This is a genomic window from Streptomyces sp. NPDC048639 (genome assembly GCF_043199075.1).
GTDB lineage: Bacteria > Actinomycetota > Actinomycetes > Streptomycetales > Streptomycetaceae > Streptomyces.
Window position 1 is genome coordinate 945209 of the sequence record NZ_JBICVP010000001.1, and the last position, 23793, is coordinate 969001.

Annotated in this window: 15 protein-coding genes and 1 tRNA gene; 8 read left to right on the forward strand and 8 right to left on the reverse strand. The window is 73.1% G+C overall.

Annotated elements, in window-relative coordinates; translation table 11 throughout:
• Nucleotides 1-116: 116 nt before the first annotated feature.
• The 5 genes from ACGFNH_RS04015 (at nt 117) to ACGFNH_RS04035 (ending at nt 8690) form a co-directional block, all read left to right on the forward strand.
• Nucleotides 117-1532, forward strand: a complete 1416-nt coding sequence (locus tag ACGFNH_RS04015; RefSeq protein WP_393651380.1) for a hypothetical protein — start codon at nt 117-119, stop codon at nt 1530-1532.
• Nucleotides 1529-4273, forward strand: coding sequence for a tetratricopeptide repeat protein (locus ACGFNH_RS04020; RefSeq protein WP_393651381.1), 2745 nt, complete (start codon nt 1529-1531; stop codon nt 4271-4273). The genes ACGFNH_RS04015 and ACGFNH_RS04020 overlap by 4 nt, the downstream gene beginning before the upstream one ends.
• A gap of 3 nt (nt 4274-4276) precedes the next feature.
• Nucleotides 4277-5824, forward strand: a complete 1548-nt coding sequence (locus ACGFNH_RS04025) for a protein phosphatase 2C domain-containing protein (protein ID WP_393651382.1) — start codon at nt 4277-4279, stop codon at nt 5822-5824.
• 84 nt (nt 5825-5908) lie between these two features.
• Nucleotides 5909-7249, forward strand: coding sequence for a VWA domain-containing protein (locus ACGFNH_RS04030; protein ID WP_393651383.1), 1341 nt, complete (start codon nt 5909-5911; stop codon nt 7247-7249).
• 79 nt (nt 7250-7328) lie between these two features.
• Nucleotides 7329-8690, forward strand: coding sequence for an FHA domain-containing protein (locus tag ACGFNH_RS04035; RefSeq protein WP_393651384.1), 1362 nt, complete (start codon nt 7329-7331; stop codon nt 8688-8690).
• A gap of 30 nt (nt 8691-8720) precedes the next feature.
• Here the strand turns inward: ACGFNH_RS04035 and ACGFNH_RS04040 are convergent, their stop codons facing one another.
• Nucleotides 8721-9779: a methyltransferase domain-containing protein gene (locus ACGFNH_RS04040; RefSeq protein WP_393651385.1), complete on the reverse strand. Its 1059-nt coding sequence runs from the start codon at nt 9777-9779 to the stop codon at nt 8721-8723.
• A 279-nt stretch (nt 9780-10058) separates the two neighbouring features.
• Here ACGFNH_RS04040 and ACGFNH_RS04045 point away from each other — a divergent pair, with 279 nt between their 5' ends.
• Together ACGFNH_RS04045 and ACGFNH_RS04050 are read left to right on the forward strand one after the other, a co-directional pair.
• On the forward strand, nt 10059-10463 hold the full coding sequence (locus ACGFNH_RS04045) for a globin (RefSeq protein ID WP_393651386.1): 405 nt from the start codon (nt 10059-10061) through the stop codon (nt 10461-10463).
• A 47-nt stretch (nt 10464-10510) separates the two neighbouring features.
• Nucleotides 10511-12190: a cytochrome P450 gene (locus ACGFNH_RS04050; RefSeq protein ID WP_393651387.1), complete on the forward strand. Its 1680-nt coding sequence runs from the start codon at nt 10511-10513 to the stop codon at nt 12188-12190.
• A gap of 57 nt (nt 12191-12247) precedes the next feature.
• On the opposite strand, the gene ACGFNH_RS04055 is transcribed toward ACGFNH_RS04050, so the two are convergent.
• The 7 genes from ACGFNH_RS04055 to ACGFNH_RS04085 all read right to left on the reverse strand — a co-directional run bounded on the left by ACGFNH_RS04055 (nt 12248) and on the right by ACGFNH_RS04085 (nt 23089).
• Complete coding sequence (locus ACGFNH_RS04055; protein WP_393651388.1) at nt 12248-13081, reverse strand: hypothetical protein; 834 nt, start codon at nt 13079-13081, stop codon at nt 12248-12250.
• A complete protein-coding gene (locus ACGFNH_RS04060; protein ID WP_393651389.1) occupies nt 13078-13548 on the reverse strand; it encodes an acyl-CoA thioesterase in 471 nt (156 codons plus the stop codon). The genes ACGFNH_RS04055 and ACGFNH_RS04060 overlap by 4 nt, the downstream gene beginning before the upstream one ends.
• Nucleotides 13549-13553: 5 nt before the next feature.
• Entirely contained in the window at nt 13554-15218 is a 1665-nt protein-coding gene (ettA, locus tag ACGFNH_RS04065) for an energy-dependent translational throttle protein EttA (RefSeq protein ID WP_393651390.1), read from the reverse strand.
• A gap of 1085 nt (nt 15219-16303) precedes the next feature.
• A complete protein-coding gene (locus tag ACGFNH_RS04070) occupies nt 16304-17695 on the reverse strand; it encodes a Cys-Gln thioester bond-forming surface protein (RefSeq protein ID WP_393651391.1) in 1392 nt (463 codons plus the stop codon).
• Between the two features lie 275 nt (nt 17696-17970).
• Entirely contained in the window at nt 17971-18495 is a 525-nt protein-coding gene (locus ACGFNH_RS04075; RefSeq protein ID WP_393651392.1) for a single-stranded DNA-binding protein, read from the reverse strand.
• Between the two features lie 332 nt (nt 18496-18827).
• The gene (locus tag ACGFNH_RS04080; RefSeq protein WP_393651393.1) at nt 18828-21419 is read right to left on the reverse strand and encodes a GTPase; all 2592 of its coding nucleotides are present in this window, start codon (nt 21417-21419) and stop codon (nt 18828-18830) included.
• Nucleotides 21416-23089: a dynamin family protein gene (locus tag ACGFNH_RS04085; protein WP_393651505.1), complete on the reverse strand. Its 1674-nt coding sequence runs from the start codon at nt 23087-23089 to the stop codon at nt 21416-21418. The genes ACGFNH_RS04080 and ACGFNH_RS04085 overlap by 4 nt, the downstream gene beginning before the upstream one ends.
• Before the next feature lie 296 nt (nt 23090-23385).
• On the opposite strand from ACGFNH_RS04085, the gene ACGFNH_RS04090 reads away from it, so the two are divergent.
• A tRNA-Arg gene (locus ACGFNH_RS04090) sits at nt 23386-23461 on the forward strand.
• Nucleotides 23462-23793: the final 332 nt, after the last annotated feature.

Here is a 23793-nt window from a genome sequence, read left to right on the forward strand (position 1 = left end):
ACGAGAGCGACGACCACGGCAGCAGCGGTGGCCACAGCGCACGACCGGCGCGGCTGCGGACCGACGGATGAGGAACCGGACAGCAGAGGAACCGGACAGAACAGGAGAGGTGATCGATGGGGGTCCCGGGACCCTTTCCCAGCTCCGCGGACGAGCCTCACGGTCCGGTCATGGACCGCGACGAGGCCGACCGCGCGCTGTCCAGGCTCGGCGCCGAACACGAGGCGATCGAGACGTCCCTGCTCGCGCTCCAGGACCACGCGGGGCGCAGACTCCTCGAAGGGGCGGAACTCACCGGCGCCACCAAGCGCCGGTGGGCCTCGACCGAGCAGGTCATCTCCCTTCTGTGGGCCCACTTCGACCTCTACACCGAGGCTCTGGAGGAGGCGCGCGAGGTGCGCGCCGGGCGGCGCTGGCCGTCCCGGGACGATCTGGTCGAGCTGACCGATCTGCTGCGCGGCCCGCGCGTCACGATCCCGGGCAGCACGGCCGTGGCCGTCGGCCCGGACGCTTCCGATTCCTCCCCCGGCCTCACGGGACCGGCCCGGCTCAGCGAGCAGTTGAGCATGGAGCAGCTCGTCGACCGGATGAACACCTGGTACGCGCAGGCTCTGGACGTGGTCGTGGCCGCCGACGCCGTCTGGTCCGCGCTGCCCGCCCGGATAGACCTGCTCTCCGCCGAGTTGCAGCGCACCCGCTCGCTCGCCCACTCCGTCGGCGTGCGCCCGGGCGAGCACCCGGCGGGCGACGACCTGGAGCGCATCACGGCCGAACTCACCGCGCTGCGCGCCGAGGTGATCTCCGATCCCCTCACCTTCTGGAACCCTGCGGCGTCGGCCAGTTCGGCACCGGGCGGCGGCCGCCCCGACACCTCCCGCTACGACCGCGAGGCCCGCGCCCTGGAGGACGTACGGCGCGAGATCGAGGCGGTCCTCGCCGTCCGGCAGGACGCCGAGCGCCGCCTGATCGCCGTACGGGACCTGCTCTCCCGGGCCGACCGCACCCTCACCGAGGCGCGGCAGGCCCGCGGCGAGGTGCTCGCGAAGATCGCGGCGTCCGAGGTTCCCGCGGTCAGCGGCCCGCCGACCGCCCTGCACGAACAGCTCGCCGCGGCCGCCGACTACCGCAGGCGGTCCCAGTGGCACCGGCTCTCGCCGCTGCTGGAGCGCCTGGAGGAGCGGTCCGAGGAAGAGCTGATACGAGCCCGCGAGTCGCTGACCTCGGTGACCGCGCCCCTGGCCGTACGGGCCGAACTCCGCGGCAGGCTCGACGCGTACAAGGCGAAGATCACCCGGCACGGCCTGGCCGAGGATCCGCTGCTGACCGAGCGGTACGACATGGCGCGCCGGATGCTGTGGAGCGCGCCGTGCGATCTGCGCGCGGCCGAGGCGGCGGTGCTGCGCTACCAGGCGGCGGCCGCCGAGCTGCTGGTGCCCCGGCAGGCGCCTGCGGCGGACCGGCCGGCCACCGCGGGGGACGCGGCGGGCGCCGGTGCGGACTCCCCGGGCGCGGGCGGCGAGGGGGGCACATGAGCACCAGCACGGAGGCCTGTCAGCGACGGGAGTGCCCCGGAGCGTACGAGGACGTCGGCGGCGGGCAGGTGTACTGCGACACCTGCGGTCTGGCGCCCGTCGTCTCGGCCGACGGGACGGTCGGGTCGGAGCCCACGGGTGTCGCGGGCGGCGGCGTTCCGCCGGCCCTGTTGCGAAAGCCGTCCTGGGGTCCGTCCTCATCGCACCCGTTCGCTTCCGGGGCGTCCCCTTCCGCCCGGTCCGCGTCCGGGTCGTCCGCGTCCGGCGGTGTGCCGACCGTCGGCCTGGCGTCCGGCCGTTCGTCGTCCTCCGCCCGCGCGTCATCCGGGTCGTCCTCCTCGCGCCGGTCGGTGTCGGGGCGGCTCTCGGGAGGAAGCGGCGCCCGTTCGGTCTCGGTGCGCAGCTCCGGCTCCTCCGGACCGTCCTCGGGCCGCAACAGGCTGGGCGCGGGCCTGGTGTCCGTACCCGAAGTGCCGCGCCCCGACCCGCGTACCGCCGTTCTGGAGAAGGCGGAGGTGCCGGAGCGGAAGCGGTTCTGCAGCCGCAGCGACTGCGGGGCCCCGGTGGGCCGCGCCCGCGGGGAGCGCCCCGGCCGCACGGAGGGGTTCTGCACCAAGTGCGGTCATCCGTACTCGTTCGTGGCCAAGTTGAGGCCCGGCGATGTCGTGCACGGGCAGTACGAGGTCGCGGGCTGCCTCGCGCACGGCGGCCTCGGCTGGATCTATCTCGCCGTGGACCACGCGGTGTCGGACCGCTGGGTGGTCCTCAAGGGCCTGCTCGACACCGGTGACGAGGACGCGCTCGCCGCCGCCGTCTCCGAGCGGCGCTTCCTCGCCGAGATCGAGCACTCCAACATCGTGCGGATCTACAACTTCGTCGAGCACCTCGACCAGCGCACCGGCAGCCTCGACGGCTACATAGTGATGGAGTACGTCGGCGGCAAGTCGCTGAAGGACATCGCCAATGAGCGGCGGACCCCTGAGGGCCGGCGCGACCCGCTGCCGGTGGAACAGGCGTGCGCGTACGGCCTGGAGGCACTGGAGGCACTCGGCCATCTGCACAGCCGGAAGCTGCTGTACTGCGACTTCAAGGTCGACAACGCCATCCAGCAGCACGACCAGCTCAAGCTCATCGACATGGGCGCGGTCCGCCGGATGGACGACCGGGAGAGCGCGATCTACGGCACGGTCGGCTACCAGGCGCCGGAGGTCGCGGACACGGGCCCGTCCGTCGCCTCCGACCTCTACACCGTGGCGCGGACCCTGGCCGTTCTGACCTTCGACTTCCAGGGCTACACCAACTTCTACGCGGACAGCCTCCCCGACCCGGACCACATCGACGTCTTCCGCCGCTACGAGTCGTTCTACCGCCTGCTGGTGCGCGCGACGGACCCCGATCCGGGGCGCCGTTTCGCCTCGGCGGAGGAGATGGCGGAACAGCTCACCGGTGTCCTGAGGGAGGTCGTCGCACTCCGGACGGGGCAGCCGCGACCCGCGCTGTCCACGCTCTTCGGGCCGGAACTCCGGGTGGCGGACACGCAGTTGTTCGCCGAGGAGGACCCCGTGACGGCGCCCGGCCCTGCGGCGCCCGGCCCTGCGGCGCCCGGCCCTGCGGCGCCCGGCCTCCCCGCGGCGGCCGCCGGGCCGTATGCCACCGCCGGGCCGCCGGCCGCCGCGGCACCCGATCTGCGCGCCGCCGCCCTCGCACTGCCCGTACCGCACGTCGACTCGCGCGACCCGAACGCCGGGTTCCTCGCCGGGCTCATGTCCTCCGCCCCCGAGGAGCTGCTGGCCGCACTGGCCAACGCGCCCGCCGACTCGGTGGAGTTGCGCCTGCGCGAGCTGCGGGCGCGACTGGAGACCGGGGAAACGGGCGCCGCCGCCGATGCGCTGGCACGGTTGGAGGCGGAGCACCCGGACGACTGGCGCGTGGTGTGGTCCCGCGGCGTCACCTCGCTGGTGACGGGGGACCACGAGCGGGCGGCCCTGTCCTTCGACGCCGTCTACGACGCGTTCCCCGGCGAGCCCGCCCCCAAGCTCGCGCTCGCCCTCTGCGCCGAAGTGCTGGGGCAGTTGGACAACGCCGCCGAGTACTACCACCTCGTCTGGGCAGCCGACCCCGGCCATGTGAGCGCCGCCTTCGGCCTCGCCCGCGTGCGGTTCGCGGCGGGCGACCGTACAGGAGCCGTACGGGCTCTGGAGTCCGTACCCGAGGCGTCGATCCACTACACGGCGGCGCGCATCGCGGCGGTACGGGCCCGGCTGCGGCAGCGCGCGGCGCAGGACGCCCTGCTCGACGACCTCACCGCCGCGGCGGAACAGGTCGAACGGCTCCAGAAGTTCGGCCTGGACGCGGTGCGCCGCGAACGGTTGTCGGCCGAGGTGCTGAGCTGTGCGCTGGCCTGGGTGACCGCCGGAGGACGGGGCACTCCCGCCGCTGCCCCGCCCGGCGCCGGAGAGGACTCCGCGTCCGGTGGAACGGGGGCGGGAGCCACGGCCGGTGGAACGGGAGCCGCGACCGTGAGCGGGACCGGCGCCGGAGGCGGGGCCGGGCCGGGTTCGTTCACCGGAACCCGTGCCGGGGAGCGGCCCGTGCTGCTCGGCAGCCGACTGGACGAGCGGGGCCTGCGGTTCGGCCTGGAACGCTCGTACCGCGTGCTCGCGCGGCTCGCCCAGCGTGGCGAGGAGAGGATCGAAATGGTGGAGCGGGCCAACCGCTGCCGCCCCAGGACGTGGGTGTGAGTGATGTCGCAGATGCCCAAGGTGCCCCAACTGTCGGCCTGCCCGAGCTGCCATGAGCCGCTGGAGCCCGGTGACAATTTCTGCGGCGCATGCGGAGCCGATGTGTCGGCCGCACAGGCCGCACAGGCCCCGCGCGGCGGTCCGCCCGCGGACGCCCACGCCACAGCCCCTGTGACGCCGCCCCCGCCGCAGCCAGACTCCCGGCTTCGCGACACGGCCACGACGCGGACCGGCGCCCGGCCCGGGCCGGGGAACTCCGCGGCACACCCCGGCCCTTCGGCGCCGGAAGCCGGTGCGGCCGCCGGGTGGCCGGCCCCTGACCCCGCTTCCCGCTCCGCCCGCGAGGCCCACCGCCCCGAGGACTTGGCGGGTATCGACTCCGCGGACGACGATCGCCCGGCGGCTCCGGCGTCCGCCGCCCCGGACGCCTACCCGCTCGCGCCGCCCGCCGCGGCGGGCGAGGCCCTGCCCCCCGCAGGGAGCGACGGGCCGCCCGCGGGCGGCATGCCCCCGCCCGCCGACCCGCGCACCGCGAACGCCTACGATCCGGCGCCTCCCCGGCCGACGGTGGACGACTCTCCTGGCGGAGCACCGGGTTCCGCGCGTGGCGGCCCGGCCGGAGCCCCGGGCGAGGTCTGTGTCGCCTGCCGGACCGGCGCCGTGGACGAGGACGGCTACTGCAGTCACTGCGGCCATGCCCAGCCCCGTCAGCGGGACCACATGGAGGAGGGGCTCGACGGCCTCGCGGCGGTCAGCGACCGGGGTCTGCGTCACCACCGCAACGAGGACGCGTTCGCCGTGACCTCGACCGCGATGCCCGACGGCTCACCCGCCGTCGTCGCCGTCGTGTGCGACGGTGTGTCCTCGGCGACGCGACCCGACGAGGCCTCGCAGGCGGCCGCGGAAGCGGCAGGTACCTCGCTCCTCGCCGCCCTCCCCGCCGGCACCCACCCGCAGCAGGCCATGCACGACGCGATCCTGGCCGCCGCCGAGGCCGTCAACTCCCTGGCGGAAGCGCCACAGCAGCCGGAGGAGCACAATCCGCACCGCCACCACCAGAACTCCCCCGCCTGCACCATCGTCTCCGCGGTCGTCACCTCCGGGATCCTCACGGTCGGCTGGGTCGGGGACAGCCGGGTGTACTGGGTGCCCGACGACCGTACGGCTCCGGCCGCGCGGCTGACCGAGGACGACTCGTGGGCCGCCCAGATGGTGGCGACGGGCCTGATGTCGGAGCAGGAGGCCTACGCGGACGAGCGCGCGCACGCGATCACCGGCTGGCTCGGGGCGGACGCCTACGAACTGGAGCCGCACACCGCGTCGTTCAAGCCGGACCGTCCCGGTGTGGTGCTGGTCTGCACGGACGGGCTGTGGAACTACGCGGAAGCGGCCGGGGACCTGGCGCGGGCGGTGCCCGCCGACGCCCGTACGCGGCCTCTGCACAGCGCGCGTACGCTCGTCGGATACGCCCTGGACAGCGGGGGTCACGACAACGTCACCGTGGCCGTCGTACCGTTCCCCTCCCCCGCCCCAGGGACAGAATCGCTCTGAACACGGCCGTACGGCCGGGCCCTCGATGGGCCCGATGCGGCCACGGACTGCACGAGCATCACGCGCGGGGGGGGGCGCACACGGATGGGCAATGACCCGGAGTCGACCGAGCCGCGGTTCTCGGCCGAGGTGTACCAGAACGAGTATCTGCCGGCGGGCGGGAGCGAGGTGAACGCCATCGTCACGGTCACCTGCCGCGGCGGCACCGGCGGGCCTCGGGCCTCCGCGAGGACGCGGGGAGGCCGCGGCGGACCGGGCGCCGCGGTCGTCATCATGGTCGACTGCTCCGGCTCCATGGAGTACCCGCCCACAAAGATGCGCCATGCACGGGACGCCACGGCCGCCGCGATCGGAACCCTCCGCGACGGCGTCGCGTTCGCCGTCGTCAGCGGCACCCACCGGGCGAGCGAGGTCTACCCGGGCGGCGGCCGCCTCGCGGTCGCCGACACCGTTGCACGCGCCCAGGCGGTCCAGGCCCTGAGCGGTCTGAGCGCGGGCGGCGGCACCGCGATCGGCACCTGGCTGCGCCTGGCCGACAGGCTGCTCTCCTCCTCCGAGGCGGCCATCCGCCACGGCATCCTGCTGACCGACGGGCGCAACGAGCACGAGGCGCCCGAGACTCTGCGCGCCGCGCTGGAGGCGTGCGCGGGCCGGTTCACCTGCGACGCGCGCGGTGTGGGCACGGACTGGGAGGTGGGGGAGGTCACGGGGATCGCCGCCGCACTGCTCGGCAGCGCCGACATCGTCGCCGATCCGGCCGGTCTCGCCGCCGACTTCGCGCGGATGATGGAGACCGCGATGGGCAAGGAGGTCGCGGACGTGAACCTGCGGCTGTGGACGCCCGCCGGCGCGGAGGTCGCGTTCGTGAAGCAGGTCGCCCCCACCGTCGAGAACCTCACGGACCGGCGCGCCGACGCGGGGGCGCGCGCCGGGGACTATCCGACGGGCTCCTGGGGCGACGAGTCGCGCGACTACCACGTGTGCGTACGGGTCCCGCCCGCGGAGGTCGGGCGCGAGATGCTCGCCGCCCGGGTGTCCGTGGTCGTCCCGCCGCCGGGCGGTGGCACACCCGAGACGCGGGCCCAGGGGCTCGTACGGGCCGTGTGGACCGGCGACCTGGCCGCGTCCACCTCCTTCAACCCCCAGGTCGCGCACTACACAGGTCAGGCCGAACTGGCACAGGCCATCCAACAAGGACTGGAAGCACGCAAGTCGGGCGATCGAGACGCAGCGACGGCCAAGTTGGGGCGGGCCGTGCATCTGGCGCATGCGTCGGGCAACGAGGAGACTGCGAAACTGCTTGCGAAGGTGGTGGACGTCGTCGATGTGGCGACCGGTACTGTGCGACTGAAGAGAGATGTCGCGGAAGCCGACGAAATGACTCTGGAGACGCGCTCGACCAAGACGGTCCGCGTCAAGAAGTAGTCCTGGATCCATCCCTGAGCAGTCGCAACGCAAGAACAACGGTCCACAGGGGGCCGAGGTGAGAGGGGGAAGCACCGACATGCCGACCTGCCCGAACGGACATCAGTCGGGTTCCGACGACTGGTGCGAGATCTGCGGACACCGCATGGCCGGTGCCGGAGTTCAGGGCGGAGCTGTCGCCCCGCCGCCCCCGCCTCCACCGCTCCAGGGCGGACCCGGTGGCCCCGGTACCCCGCAGGGTGGTTACGGATATCCGAGCCCGAACCAGCCGCAGCAGGACGGTTACGGATATCCCAGCCCGGACCAGCACCAGCAGGGCGGCTACGGCTATCCCCACCCGAACCAGCACCAGCACTATCAGGGCGGCTACGGATACCCCAACCAGCCACCGGCGCCCGGCCCGTACGGTCCCGGCTCCGGCCCGGTGCCCGGCTCCGGTCCCGCGCCCGGCCAGGGACTCGGCCCCGTCCCGGGCCCCGGCTTCGACCCGGGTCCCGGCTTCGACCCGAACGCCACCGCGCAGGGCGAGCTGTGCCCGCAGTGCCGTACGCCGCGCGAGGCGCAGGCGCCGTTCTGCGAGGAGTGCCGCTACAACTTCCTCACGCATTCCCCGACGTTCACGCCTCCGGCCGCGCCGCCTCAGGGGATGCAGGGCGGCCCGCCCGGTTTCCCTCCGATGCAACCGCAGGGGCACGGGGTGCCTCAGGCACCTCAGGCACCTCAGGCACCCCAGGCACCCCAGGCCCCGAACGGCTTCGACTACCAGGGCTCGCGGCCCTCGCAGATGAACCGCCCGGCCGAGTCGCTCGCTCCGCCGCAGCCCGGGCCGGAGCAGCAGCCGCTGCACGGTGGTGCTCCCCAGGGCCCGTACGCGCCCCAGGCAGGGTTCCCGCAGGCGCCTCCCGCGCCCGGGCCCGCTCCCACGGACGGCCACGGCGGCGACGCCTGGAATCTGCAGCCGCCGCACCAGGCACCCCTGCCCGCCCCCGGGCCGGGCACGGGCCAGTTCCCGGGCGAGCCGCAGGCCGCACGGCCGGCCAACTGGATCGCGGCGATCGGCCCGGACCGTGAGTACTTCCTGGCGATGATGAACCGCAGCGGACCGGAAGCGGCCGGACTGAACCTTCCGGCCTACTCACCGGAGCAGCAACTCCCGCTCTCCGGAAGCCAGATCACCATCGGCCGCCGCCGCAACAGCACGGGCGAGTCCCCCGACATCGACCTGTCCCGACCGCCGGAGGACCCGGGCGTTTCGCACAAGCACGCCGTGCTCGTCTCGCAGCCCGACGGCTCCTGGTCGGTCGTCGACCAGGACTCCACCAACGGCACGACGGTCAACGGCGGCGAGGAGCCGATCGAGCCGTTCATCCCCGTCCCGCTTCAGGACGGTGACCGCGTACACGTGGGCGCCTGGACGACGATCACCCTCCGCAGGGGCTGAGTACGCGACCCGGAGACATCCGGGCCGTCTTCACACGAACCCCTGCCGCCAGGTCATGCCCTGCACCGCCGGACCGAGCGGCCAGGCGCCCGGGCCCTCGGGGTCGTCCAGCCACGCCCATTGCTCGGCGCCGCGGATGGTGACGCCGAAGCGGCTGCGCTCGGGATGGTGCGCGCGCTGCCACAGCTCGTACGCCTCCCGGGGGGTCAGTCTGCCCGCGGTCAGGGCCAGCAGGAACGTGAACGGCTCGTGGCGCAGGACGTGGTGGGGCACGCCCTCGGCGTCCTCCGGCTGCGGCAGCGACGTCCCCTGGTGCGAAGAGCCCTGCGGCAGCGGCGGACCCTGCTGCGCCTCCGCCGCACCGGCGCGCAGCGGTACGAAGTACGCGGAGGTGTTCAGGAACCGGCCCTCGGCCTGCCCGGCGCCGCTGACGCGCAGCACGAGCAGACCGGTGGCGAGCGGGGTGAGGACGAGCCCGCCCGGCCGGCACTGTTCGAGCCAGGCGTGCGGTACGGACCGAAGGGCGCAGGTCGCCAGGATCCGGTCGTACGGGGCGCGCGACGGACAGCCGTGTGCCCCGTCACCCCGGAGGACCACCGGGCGGTACCCGGCCGCGGCGAGATGGCCGCGGGCGGAGTCGGTGATCTCCCGGTCGAGATCCACGGTCGTCACCCGTTTCTCGCCGAGCCGGTGGGAGAGCAGCGCCGCGTTGTAGCCGGTCCCCGCCCCGACCTCCAGGACCCGGTCCCCGTCGCGGACGTCCAGCACCTCCAGCATCTGCGCCATCAGCGAGGGCTGACTGCTGGAGGAGATCAGCGCGCCGTCGCGTACCCGGGTGGCCAGGGGCGTGTCGGCGTACGCGCCGGAGAGCCAGCGGGCCCGTACGCCCGGGTCGGGGTCGCCGTACGACAGCAGCTCGAAGCTGTCCCGGACCGGCAGGTAGTACGAGGGCACGAACAGGTGGCGCGGCACCTCCTCGAACGCAGCCCGCCATGCGGGATCGGTCAGCAGCCCCTCGGCCACGATCGTGCGGACGAGCGCGGCCCGCGCCGCGGCGGCCGCCTCCGGCTGTGTCCCGGCCTCCGTCATGCCTCCACTGTCCTGCGGGCGCAGCGGCGGCGCGACACCGCGGGCGGGGCCGGAGTGCGGACCGGGCGGCGGGGGCGGGGCGGCGGGGCCCGGCCGGGCGGGCGGGCGAAGGGCTCGGGGCGGGGCAGGCGAAGGGCTTGGGGGCCGGGCTGCCGGAGGGTCGGAACCGGGCGGTGGCCGGAGGGTCGGAACAGGGCGGCGGCCGGGGGTCGCTGCTGCGCCTCCGGACCCCGGACCTAGGCCCCTGGACCTCGGCCGGGTGTCTGAGACCATGGTGAGGTGACTGAGATTCCACGTGGCACGGTGCAGGATCAGACCTTCTACGAACAGGTCGGCGGGGAACCGACCTTCCGCAAGCTGGTGCACCGCTTCTACGAGGGCGTCGCCGAGGACCCGGTGCTGCGGCCCATGTACCCGGAGGAGGACCTGGGCCCCGCCGAGGAGCGCCTGGTGCTGTTCCTGATGCAGTACTGGGGCGGACCGCGCACGTACAGCGACAACCGCGGGCACCCGCGGCTGCGGATGCGGCACGCGCCGTTCACGGTGAACCGGGACGCGCACGACGCGTGGCTGCGGCACATGCGCACCGCCGTGGACGAGCTGGGGCTGTCGCCGGAACACGAGGCGCAGCTGTGGAGTTACCTCCAGTACGCGGCAGCCTCCATGATCAACACCGCTGACTGAGGCCCCCGTCACGCTGTGATCGGCCGTGCCCTGCCAGGATGGGGCCCGTGTCCGACCCAGCTGACCTCGCCCTTCCTCCCGTACTCGACCCGCCGGATCATGACCGCACAGCGCCCGATCGCGCCGTGCCGGACGATCCGGCGGGCGTACAGGAGTCGGCGGCCGTACGGAAGCCGGCGGGTGCGCCGGGCCCTGAGCGCCTATACGCCCCCGAGCACGTACGCGCCCCCGAGCACCGACGGGGCAGCGAGCAGCCACCGGCCCCGGAGCCCGTACTGGACCCGGCGGACGGGGCCTTCGCCCGCGACCCCTACCCGTACTACGCCGCCCTGCGCTCACAGGGGCCCGTGACGCGTGTGGCGCTGGCGAACGGTACGCATGCCTGGCTGGTCACCGGCTACGAGCAGTCCCGCGCCGTGCTCGCCGACCCCCGGTTCTCCAATGTGCCGCCCCAGGGAGCGGGCCGTCACAAGCCCGACTCCCCCGCCCAGCGCGCCCGGGCCTGCCTCGCCCGCCACATGCTCAACTCCGACGCCCCGGACCACTCACGGCTGCGCCGGCTCACGGCGGCGGCCTTCGCACCCCGCCGGGTGGACGCGCTGCGCCCGCGCATCGCGCGCCTCACGGACGGGCTCATCGCGGACGTGGCGGCACGGCTGGAGGACGGGGGCACGGCGGATCTCGTCGACGCGTTCGCGTTCCCACTGCCGGTCCTGGTGATCGGCGAAGTGCTGGGCGTTCCGGAGGAGGACCGCGGCGACCTGCGGAGGTGGACGTACCGGGTGGGGTCGCCGGCGGACGCACTGGAGCGCGGGGCCGTCGACGAGGCGTGGACCTCGCTCTACGGCTACTTCACCGGGCTGATCGCGGAGAAGCGGCGACGACCCGGCGAGGATCTGTTCAGCGCGCTCGTCCACGATTCGTCCGAGGGCGGACTCGACGACGGCGAACTGCTCGCCATGGCCTTTCTCCTGCTCTTCGCGGGCTACGAGACCACGATGAACCTGCTCGCCTCGGCGTCCCTGCTGCTGCTCGCGCACCCGCGGGAACTGGAGGCTGCCCTGCGGGAGGGGCCCGGCCGCTGGGCGGCGGTCGTCGAGGAGACGCTGCGGCACGCAAGCCCGCTGGAGGGCACGACGTGGCGGCGTACGACGGAGGAGGTGGACCTCGGCGGCGGGGCGGTCGTCCCTGCGGGGGCCTCGGTCCTCGCGGTCCTGGCCGCGGCCAACCGCGACCCGTCCCGCTACCCGGACCCGGACGCCTTCCGGCCTGAACGGTACGTGGCGGGCTCGGGTGCACACCTCTCAGCTGCTTCCGGGGCCGGCTCCGGCCGGGGCCCGGACGGCGACTCCATGAGCGGCCTCTCCATGAGCGGCCTCTCCGTGGACGGCTCCGGCATCGACGGCTCCGGCATGGACGGCTCCGGCATGGACGGCTCCGGCATGGACGGCTCCGGCGCGGACTGCTCCGGCGCGGATGTCAGCGACGCGGGCGGTGCAGGGGCCGCGGGCGGGCAGCGGCGTGCCGCGCCCCATGTCGCCTTCGGGCACGGCCCACACTTCTGCGTCGGGTCGCGCCTGGCGCGGTTGGAGGCGGCAATCGCCCTGCCGCGCCTCTTCGCCGCCTTCCCCGGCCTGCGACTTGCGGCCGACCCCGCTGAACTCCCGTACCGGCCGGGCCTGTTGGTCCGCGGACCGCGCCGCGTACCGGTGACCGCGGCCCGCTGACCCGCCTGGCGCGGATGGCGAGCCCCACGGACCGGGAACCGGCCCCTCGGGCCCGCTCTAACCGGGGGTGACGGTCAGACCGGGAAGTCCCGTACGGCGAAGGACGATCGAGCCGTACGGCGTCCGAAGGCGCAGCCAGCTTCCCGCCGCGAACAGCGCCGGCGCCTCCGGCGGCTTCTGCGCAAGCGCCGTCGAAGCACCGTTCGCGCGCGGCTGCCGTACAGCGCCGTCTCCGCCGCGCGCCGCCGAAGCCACGGCCGCTCCGGCCGGGAGCGGTCCGAGGAAGCCCAGCGACTGCGCGGCGTGTACGGCGCGCAGCGGGAGTTCGGTGGCGCCCAGGGTGCGGGACCAGATCTCCCGCCCGATGCGGTCGAGTTCGGCACGGGTGCGCCGGCCCTCGGGCAACTCCTCGATCCGCGCGCGGAATTCACCGACCGCCACGGCGACCACCGACCGGATGTCATCGGTGTCCGGCAGCCCTTCGACACGCTGCCAGCCGCCGCGCGGCGGCAGCACGCCCGCCCATGGCGGGCCCGTGACGCTCTCGGGCACGGTGAGCGTCAGGCCCCCCGCCGGATCCTCTGCGGATGCCGTGTCGAGGGCGTCGGCGAGTTGGCCGGCGGAGACGGTGACGTCCAGCTCGTACGGCTCGTCCAGCCGGGCCGTACGGATCGCCAGCACCTCGAACGAAGCGGGGCGTCCGAAGACGGCGAGCACGCGCCCGCCGCCCGCGCCGGGCCGGGCCCCGCCCGGCATCCGGTCGGCGCCTCCCGCACTGCCCGCACCCGCCTGGAGGCGGACCGCCGCACGGCGGTCGTAGTGCAGCAGCCTGGCCAGGAAGGCGGCGAGATCCGCCGCCTCCCTGGCGTCGGCGAGGCGCAGCGCCGTCATGCGGCGACGGCTCCCTCGGAATTGCCGTCGGAACTCCCGTCCGGGGTCCCGTCGGACGACTCGTCGGACGTGAACTTCTCCAGGAACACGCGCTCCTCGGCGGTGATCCGCCGGGGACGCCCGTGGTCGAGGTTGTAGGGCACGACGATCGTCGAGGCCCGGACGTACACCTGCTCCTCGTCCTTGATCTCGTACGACAGGTTCAGTGACGCCGCACCGATCTTCGTCACCCACGTCTCGATGGTCACCGGCTCATGCCGGTGCACCAGCGGCCGCAGGTAGTCGATCTCGTGACGCGCCACCACCGAGCCGCCGGTGAAGGACGGACTGTCGTCCAGCCGCGCGAGCCGGAACATGAAGTCGATGCGCGCTTCCTCCAAGTAGCGGAGGAAGACCACGTTGTTCACGTGGCCGAACGCATCCATGTCCGACCAGCGCAGGGGGCAGGAGTAGACGTGCCGGGCCACGCCGCTCAGCCCCGGGTCAGCTTCTTGTACGTGGCACGGTGCGGGCGGGCCGCGTCCGGGCCGAGACGCTCGACCTTGTTCTTCTCGTACGAGTCGAAGTTGCCCTCGAACCAGAACCACTTCGACTCACCCTCGTACGCGAGGATGTGGGTCGCGACGCGGTCGAGGAACCACCGGTCGTGGGAGACGACGACGGCGCAGCCGGGGAACTCCAGCAGCGCGTTCTCGAGCGAGGAGAGGGTCTCGACGTCGAGGTCGTTGGTCGGCTCGTCGAGAAGCAGCAGGTTGCCGCCCTGCTTGAGGGTGAGCGCCAGGTTGAGACGGTTGCGCTCACCGCCGGAGAGGACGCCCGCGGGCTTCTGCTGGTCCGGGCCCTTGAAGCCGAAGGCGCTCACGTATGCGCGGGACGGCATCTCGACCTGACCGACGTTGATGTAGTCCAGCTCGTCGGAGACGACGGCCCACAGCGTCTTCTTCGGGTCGATGTTGGCGCGGCTCTGGTCGACGTAGGAGATCTTGACGGTTTCGCCGACCTTGATGGAACCGGAGTCCGCCGTCTCCAAGCCCTGGATCATCTTGAACAGCGTCGTCTTGCCCGCGCCGTTGGGGCCGATGACACCGACGATGCCGTTACGGGGCAGCGTGAAGGAGAGGTCGTCGATGAGGACCTTCTCGCCGAACGCCTTGGAGAGGTTCTCGACCTCGACCACGACACTGCCCAGGCGCGGGCCCGGCGGGATCTGGATCTCCTCGAAGTCCAGCTTCCGGGTCTTCTCGGCCTCCGCGGCCATCTCCTCGTAACGGGTCAGACGCGCCTTGGACTTCGCCTGGCGGCCCTTGGCGTTGGAGCGGACCCAGTCCAGCTCCTCCTTCAGGCGCTTGGCGCGCTTGGCGTCCTTCTGGCCCTCGACCTTGAGGCGGGTGGCCTTCTTGTCGAGGTACGTGGAGTAGTTGCCCTCGTACGGGTGGGCACGGCCGCGGTCGAGCTCGAGGATCCACTCGGCCACGTTGTCCAGGAAGTACCGGTCGTGGGTGACGGCGACGACGGTGCCGGGGTACTTCGCGAGGTGCTGCTCCAGCCACTGGACGGACTCGGCGTCCAGGTGGTTGGTGGGCTCGTCGAGGAGCAGCAGGTCGGGGCCTTCGAGCAGCAGCTTGCAGAGCGCGACGCGGCGCTTCTCACCACCGGAGAGGTTGGTGACGGGCCAGTCGCCGGGCGGGCAGCCGAGGGCGTCCATGGCCTGCTCGAGCTGGGTGTCGAGGTCCCACGCGTTGCTGTGGTCGAGCGCCTCCTGCAGCTTGCCCATCTCGTCGAGCAGCGCGTCGGAGTAGTCGGTGGCCATCTGCTCGGCGATCTCGTTGAACCGCTTGAGCTTGGCCATGGTGTCGGCCGCACCGTCCTGGACGTTCTCCAGCACCGTCTTCGACTCGTCGAGCGGGGGCTCCTGAAGGAGCATGCCGACGGTGTAACCGGGCGTGAGGAAGGCGTCGCCGTTCGACGGGTGCTCCAGCCCGGCCATGATCTTGAGGACCGTGGACTTCCCGGCGCCGTTCGGCCCGACGACGCCGATCTTCGCGCCGGGCAGGAAGCTCAGCGTGACGTCGTCGAGGATCACCTTGTCGCCGTGCGCTTTGCGCGCCTTGCGCATGGTGTAGATGAGCTCAGCCAAGAGAAACCGTCCGGCAATCGATGGGTGGGCAGATACAGCCATCTTGCCGTAACGGTCGCGCTCCACGAAAACGAGATGTCATCGGGGCTCCCGCCCGGCCCGCCGCACGGCGCACGGGCGGGCACCCGGAGGGGGCGGAAGCGGGTGCCCGCGGGTGCGGACGCAGCGACGGGCGGGGGGTGATCCGACGGTGTACGCGATCGGCTCCTCGTGAGCACCGGCATGAACACCCCGACCTCTGCGGAGACGGGCGCTCAGAGGCCGCTGTGACGCAGGAGTCCAGCGGAGGCGCAAGGGGCCTTGGAAACTCAGGGGGCCTTGGGAGCGCAAGGGGCCACGGAGACGGGCCCGGCCGGATCGACTACCCAGCGATCCGCGCGTCGGCACCGCCTGTCCCGTCATACGGGCAAGGGCGGGTGCGGGCGATCGCAGCGAGCCGGTCCGTCCCTCGATGCGCAGGGCGAACGGCCGATGGTCGGCAGTGCCCGCTGCGCGCGCCGCTCGCACCGCACCCACGCACCCGTACGGCGCCGACAACTGCACCACCACCGCACCGCCAACACCGCATGCCCCCTCCGGTTGGCCGCGGACGAGGCGGCACCCCGGTGCCCCACCACGGCCCACGACTGCCCACGACTGCCCACGACGGCGAACGCGCAGCGACCCCGTTGCGGGCGGACCCGGTACACAAGGAACCCGACCCTTACAGACCCCGGCCTGTGCGATCCGATACGCACAGTCCGAGCACAAACGAAACCGGCACCTGCGAAAAGGGGTACGCGCGAAACCCTGTCGCGCAGAACCCAGTACGCACCGCCGTCGGCCTGCTCGACCGCCGCCGCCGAACACATCACGCGCAGATGGCGATATGGCGTCACGCCCAGACCTCGATGCGGACATCCAGCGCCATCCGCCCACGTCTCGTACCGGCGCTCACACCCCTCATGTCCCGACGCCCCTCATGTCCCGACGCCTCTCACATGCCGCTGCTCCTCGCCCGCCCGCGCCGGTGGGCGAGCACGCGTGAGGGCCGGGACCAGGGTCCCGGCCCTCACCATGCGAACGGAGCGCTGTGCGCCGAAGGGTTACTCGTCCGCCGAGTTGGCCTTCCGCTTACGGAGGAAGAAGACCGTCGCGCCGCCGAGCACCAGGAGTCCGATGGCGACGCCCGCGATCAGCGGGGTGGCGTTGCTGCTACCGGTCTCGGCGAGGTCACCGCCGCCGGTGGAACCCTCGGAGGAGCCGCCGGCCGTGGCCGGGCTCGGCTCGGACGAGGGCGTGCCGGGCGTCTCAGCGGTCTTGCAGTCGAGAACGCCGGAGAAGTTCTTCTCGAACCCGTTGGGACCGGTGATCGTGAGGTCGTAGGACTGGTCCTCCTTGACGGGGACCGTGACGGTCTCGGTCTTGCCGGCATCGATGGTGTGCTTGATGCCCGCCAGCTCGAAGGTGAACGGCTCGTCGCCCTCGTTGGAGGCGGTGACGTCCACGCCGCCCTTTGCGCAGTTCTTCTCCGCCGAAAGAGCCGGGATCGCCCCCTTCTTGGCCCAGTTCGCCGTCGCGGTGGCGCTGACCGTGCTCTCGCTGGAGCCGGCGAGGATCTGCGTCTGGCTCTTGGTCTGGCTGGCGAAGGCGCGACCGACCGGAACGGTGGTGGTGGCCTGGGCCATCAGCGAGGTCGAGCCGTCGGGTGCGCCGCTCGGCACGTCGAAGAACAGCTCGCCGCCGTTGGTGACGCTGGTGACGGCCTTGCCTGCCTTGTCGACGACCTTGACGCCGGACGCCTCGGAGGCCGGGTCCGGGCTGACCGTGACGTTGGCGGCGTCCGTGTGGACGGTGATCGGGCCCAGCCGGTCACCGGACTTGCCCGAGACGGCCGGCGGGTCGAGGGTCAGCGACGCCTTCGGCTCCTCGAGGTCCTGAGCCTTCTGCTGCAGGTAGTCGGCGAGCTTCTCCGCGGCCGGGTCGACGGCGTCGACGTGCGCCTGGTCCGAGAACCGCCAGATCGCGACCTGGGTGCCGGCGGCCGCGGTCTTCTCGGTCAGCGCACCCGAGTCGGCAGCTGCGGCGAGCTTGCTGAGGTCGTTCACCTGCGGGTAGGAGTTCTGCAGGATCCAACGGATCTTGCCCGCGTCGGCGTTGTTGTGCAGCGACGTGGCGGACCAGGGCTTCTCCTGGTACTGCGCCTTGCTCTGCGTCGGGTTGTGAATGTCGATGCAGTATGTCTGGAGCGTGCCACCGCCGTCGACGGTCATCTCGAAGAGTCCGGCGCCGACCTTCTGCTCGCCGCCGTCGTTGGTGATGACGGCCTGATCGAAGATCTTCAGGCCGTCGAGCGTCGCGGTCGCGCCACCGGGGCTCGGCGTGGCGTCGTCGGCCGCGGCCGGGCCCGCGCCGGCTATCACACCCGCCGCGACGAGGCCGGAGGCCACAATCGCGGCGGCGAGGCGGGCGGAGCCACGCCTGCGTACAGAAAACATGGATTCCCCTCCGGCGAGGCGAAGTTGGGGGGAGGAAGCGCCCCGCAAGCGAACTCAAGTGCCCCCGTGAGCACGGTCGGATCTTAAGGAGAAAGCGCAACACCGTCCCCACCAATCACAGGGGATAACCGATCCGACTCGGAATCGTTATCGCCCAGCCCGTGTCTGACCTGGGTTTATCGACAAACCCGCAGCCCAAACCCGGGTGTTTCCACGCCAGTTCGGCAACGCGCCCATTGCGGTCGCAGCGCACGCACAGGCGGCGAAGGGGACGGTCAGTAGGCGCTCAGGCCACCTATCGGCGCCGTCAGCGCCGGGTTGGCGTCCGAGACCGGGCGGAACACGGCGGTGCCGTACGTCAGATCGTGTCCCACGGACATCGCCTCGATCTCCGCGCAGAGACGCGGCCTACCGTCGCGCTCCTCCTCGCGCACCCTCAACAGGCCGTGGACGACGAGAGGTTCACCGCTCGTCACGGACGTGGCGACATTGGCGGCCAGTGACCGCGCCGCCCACACCGTGTAGAAGCTCGTGTGCCCGTCGGTCCCGTCCCTGCCTCGGCCGCCCCTGCCCCGGCCGTCCCCGCTCCGACCGTCCCGGCGGCGGTCGGTCGTCGCCGCGAGCCGGAACCGCGCCACGGGGACGCCCGCACGCGTCTCGGACAACTCCACCGGCGTCGCGGCGCTGCCCACCACCGTCACCGTCGTCGTGGAGCCGACTGCCGCCTCCACGGCTGTCGCTGAGCCGGCCGCTCCCGTCCCGGCCCTCTCCCGCACACCCGTCCCCGGACTCGTACGCATTCCATCCCCCGGCGCTCGTTCCGTACCTCGTGCCGACCATGCTGCACGCGATCGAGCACGGCTGCTGACGGCTGTGGACGGGCCTCCGGCTGTGGACAACTCCGTCACCGGAACGGGTGAGAGGTGCGGCCGCGACCCGGTCGCGAAGGCCCAGCCGCACCAACCCGTCGTACCGGTCCGCCGCACCAACCCGTCCTCCCGGTCCGCCGCACCCCCTCGCCGTACCAACCCGCCGTCCCCGGCCCGCCACAACAGCCCGGCAGCGGGCAGCAGTCCGGCAGTCGCCGACAGTGCGGGCGCAGACGCCCGCAGGCGCCCGCAAGCCCACCCGCCTACAACAGGGTCGTGTGCGATGGTCCGCCCGCCGCGACCAGGTACTGGTCCCGCAACTCCCGGTACCGCAGGAGCTCCGCCGCCACGGGCTCCAGCACCCGTGCCCGGCCGCACGACGCCGCCGCGCCGCGCAACCGCCGCTCGGCGTCCTGCCCGTACCGACGGGCGGGCCCTCGGGCCGCCGCCCGGCAGCACCACGCCAGCAACGGCCCACCGGTCACGCCGACGCCCATCAGCACCGCGGGCAGGATCCAGCTGTTGCCGGGCCCGCCCACCACGGACGCCACCAGCCAGAGCGCGCACAGGACTTGGACCGCGAGCAGCAGACCCTGCAGTGTCGAGGCGATGCGCCACCAGCCCGGTCCCGCGGGCCGCGCCGTACCGGCCGCCTGTGCCGCTGCCGCCTGGTCCAGAGCATCCGGCAGTCGCGTACCGCCGCGGGCCGCGGCCTCCCGCACCGACTGGGCCCAGGCATCGGGCAGCCCTGCTGACGCCTCGTCGGTCAGCGTGCGCACGGCCTGCTCCACGATCGCGCGCGCCGTGCTCGGGACCAGCGGCGCGGCCTCGTCCCCGAGCGCCCCGGCCGCCGCCTCGCCCCGTGAAGCCTGTACGGGCGGCAGCACCTCGCCGTCCGTCACCGCGGCGCCGACGGGGGCGGAGCCCTTAATGCGGCCCGGCCAAGGGAGCCGGGACTTCACCCCGTTCCCCTCCGTCGAGCGCTTCGCGTCGTACCGGCGCCGCATATGGGCCGAGGGCGCGCCGCAGGCCAGTTCCGCGTAGCGCAGCCATTCACGCTCGGCCGCCTGTCCCGCGGCCACCGCGCCCACCGCATCGGCCAGCCGGTCCTCGAAGTCCGCGCGCGCCTGCTCCGTGAGCCCGGGACGGCCCTTGGCCATGTAGACCGAACGGAGGCGGTCGGCCGCGCCGTCGATGTCGGCGACCAGTCTGCGTTCGGCCGCGCCGCCCTCCGAGACGAACTGGCCCAGCCTCCGGCGCAGTTCACCGACTCCCTCGCCCGTCAGGGCCGAGACGGGCAGGACGGTCGCCCCGGGCTCGCCGTGCTCGCCCAGCGCCAGCCCGTCCTCGTCGAGCAGCCGGCGCAGATCGTCCAGCACCTGATCGGTGGCGTCTCCCGGCAGCCGGTCCACCTGGTTCAGGACGACGAACGTGACCTCGGAGTACCCGGCGAGCGGCCGCAGATAGCGCTCGTGCAGCACCGCGTCCGCGTACTTCTCGGGGTCGGCGACCCACACCACCGCGTCGACGAGCCCGAGCAACCGGTCGACCTGCTCGCGCCGCCCGGCGACGGCCGAGTCGTGGTCGGGCAGATCGATGAGGACGAGCCCGCGCAGTCCCGTGTCGTGGACGCGTTGCGGACGGCGGCGCAGCCGGGGCGGGATGCCGAGCCGGTCCAGCAGACCGTCCGCCCCCTCCGACCACGTACAGGCCATGGGTGAGGAGGTGGTCGGCCGCCGGACGCCCGCCTCCGAAAGAATCGTTCCGGCCAGGGCGTTGAACAGCGTCGACTTGCCGCTCCCGGAGGCACCGGCGATGGCGACGACGGTGTGGTCGAGGGAGAGGCGGTGGCGGGCGGCGGCCTCCTCCAGGACGCGGGAGGGCTCGGCGAGCGCCCCCGGTTCGAGGCGAGCGCGCGAGAGCCCGACGAGTTCGCGCAGCGCCTCGAGCCGCTGGCGCAGCCCCCGGCTGAACCCGCTGCGGGTCGGTGCCGTCGGCGTACCCGGCATGAGTGCCGTGGCCACGCGCGGGGATGCCTGCTCCCTGGGGCCCGGACCCGGTGCGTTGTCGGTCTCCCACAGGGGAGGCCCGGCTTCCGGCCGGCGGGCCGCCCGGTAGTACGCGGTGTCGGCGTCGTCGCGGGCCCTGCGGGCGATCAGACCGTCGTCCCACTCCCCCACCGCTTCGGCGTCGAGGTCGTCATGGGATGCGGACTCCGCCCCGTGTGCCTGCTCGTGCGAGGGGGCGCGTCGCGGTTCCTCCTCAGCCGCGGGCGCGTCGCAGGGGGCCTGGCCATCGGCACCGCCGGGACCATGGAGGGCATGGCCGTCCGGACCGTACTCGGCGGCGCGGGGACCGTACTCGGCAGCGCCGCCGGGGCCGTACGCGGGCACGCTGCCATCCCGGTGAGCGGGTACCTGTCCGCTCTCCGTACGGGGCGCCGGGTCCTGAGGGGCATGGTGCGGCTGCCACCTGTCCGCGGCGTCCGCCCTTTCGGCACGGTCCTCGACCACACCGGGTCCATAGGCCCCGCCGCCTCCATAGGAGCCGCCGGAACCATAGGAGCCGTGGTTTGCGTACGAGGCACCGCTCTCGTACGCGCTCCCGCGTCCGTACGGCGCCGCCTCCGGCTCGTAGGAACGCGGCTCGTACGGACGCCCCGGCTCGTACACCGGGCCCTGTCCGTACGCGTCCTGGGCCTCGTAGGAGCGTTCCGCGTCCTCGCGCCGCGGCAGGCCCGCCCACCGCTCTGTCGGACGGGCTGAGTCGGCGTCGGCGTCGGAGGCGGGGGCGGATCCGGACGGGTGGCGGGGCTCGCCGGGGCGGTCGGTGGCGGCGGAGGTCACCGCGGTCACCTCTCCTTCTGCAGTACGGACAGCGCGGCGATGAGAGCGGCCTGCTGCTCGGGGGTGACGTCGAGGGCGTCCAAGGGGGCCAGTCGGCGGTCGCGCTCGCCCTTGAGGACCTCGTCCAGGCACTCGGCCAGCAGTTCACCGCCGCGGTCCCGCAGGCGGACGGCGCCCTGCGCGCCGAGGGTGTCGGCGAGGTTCTCGCCCGCTGCCCGGCCACGGTCCGCGCCGAGGAGCGCAGCGGCCAGGAGGACTGCGATCCGGTCGGCGTCGACGTTCGCCGGTCGTTCCAGGGTGCGGATCTCCTCGTCGACCAGCTCTTCGAGACAGCGCCTCCAGCGGCGTACGGCGACCCCGATGCGTGCGGCGGAACCCTCCGTGCGCGTGCTGCCCGGCTGGTACGCGTGTGCGCCCATCCGGTCGGCGTGCCAGGCCTGTTCGGTCCGCTCGTCGGCGCCCGCGACGGCGCAGCACAGGAGGGCGGTCAGGCTGTCGGCGAGGGCGTCGAGGAACTCCGCGGCGCCGCTGTCCTGCGGGTAACCGCGCCAGCGCGTCAGGGCGTTGCCCGCGAGAACGGTGCCGGCGGCGACGTCCCGGCGGGCCCGCTCACCCGCCTCCGCGTACGCCTCCTCCACGCAGTGCGCGAGCCGCAGCGCGGCCGCGTGCTGGGCGGCGGCGGCACCGGCGAGCGCGGGCAGCCGCACGTTCAGGGAGGCGAGCACGCCGCGTGCAGTGCGCGTCACAGCGGCCGAGCGGGTGCCCGGGTCCTGGGCGTGGCGGACGAGCCACTCGCGGAGCGGAGCGACGGCGCTGCCGGGCAGCAGCCCGCTGCCGACGCCGGTGGACTCGGGCAGTTCGGGGATGGTGAAGCGGGGTACGGCGTCGAGCCCGGCCTTGTCCAGCAGCGCGCCGTACTGCCGGGAGACGTCGGCGACGACCTGGTGGGGCACGCGGTCGAGGACGGTGACCAGTGTGACGTCGTACTCCTTGGCGGTGCGCAGGAGGTGCCAGGGCACGGCATCGGCGTAGCGCGTCGCGGTGGTGACCATGACCCAGATGTCGGCGGCGCAGATCAGCTCGGCGGCGAGCTCGCGGTTGCGGGAGACGAGGGAGTCGATGTCCGGCGCGTCGAGGAGGGCGAGGCCTGGCGGAAGGCTGTTGACGGTCTCGATGCGCAGGGACGGTGGCCCGCTGCGGGGGCCGGATCGCGCCGGCTCGTCGTCGTAACTCTCGTAGGTGTCGTACGGGTCGTAGGCGCCTCCGCCTCCGTGGCCCTTGCCGTCCTTGGCGCCCATGGTGGCGTGCACCGGAGTCCACACGCGCGTGAAGCCGGGCAGCACCCGCTGCCCGGCGAACCAGTGATGGTCATCCGGATGGCAGACGAGCACGGGGGTGCGGGTGGTGGGGCGGAGCACGCCGGCGGCGCTGACCTGGCGGCCGGCGAGGGAGTTGACGAGGGTGGACTTGCCTGCGCCGGTGGAGCCGCCGATGACGGTGACGAGGGGCGCGTCGGGGGCGTGCAGACGGGGGATCAGGTAGTCCTCGAGTTGCGCGAGGAGTTCGGCCCGGTCGCGCCGCGCCCGCGCGGCGCCCGGCAGGGCGAGCGGAAAGCGCGCGGCGGCGACACGGTCGCGCAGTGCGGACAGTGCTTCGAGCATCTGGGGCCGTACGTCCAAGGTCGCCACATGCGAAGAATGCCCAATTTTGGAGTCTTTTTGAAGCGTATGCTTACCTCTGCGCGCCACCGCATCCCTACCGGAGCAACGCGGGGCGTGTGTGACGGCCGAGACTCAGGCATAACGAGTGCACAACAGCACGCGTTCGGAGCGCGAAAAGCGGTGCAGGATTCACATCTGCCTGCGATTATCGGACTGCTTCACCGAACCTCCACATCGTGTCACGGAGGTGAAGCAACCGGGACGGGGCGCACCGGGCCCTATCCTTGTCCAGGCCCTTCCGGCCACCACACCTGGCCCCCGTAGCTCAGTGGATAGAGCAGGCGCCTTCTAAGCGCTTGGCCGCAGGTTCGAGTCCTGCCGGGGGCGCCACGGACCAGCCCTCCTCCGGGAGGGCATTTTTGCTGGTCAGAGCAGCCTAGTGGGCGGGGCGTAGCGCGGGCGTAAGCGCGGCACGGCCCTCGGACGAGCATCACGCCGGGCCGGCGGCGGAGGTCTGCCACCGCGGTTCCGGGGGCGGGCGCGGCGGATACGGGGTGACGTTCCGGCAGGCTCGACTTCCCCATGGGCCGTGAAGGCCTCCCCCTTAGAGCTGTCGCGCGATGCCCGGCCAAGGGCCGTCCTTCACACGCAGGGGAGTTCCTTGAGCCGGCCGGAGATGCAGCGAGCACGGCCGGCGATCCGTAAGGAAACGCCCTATGCCC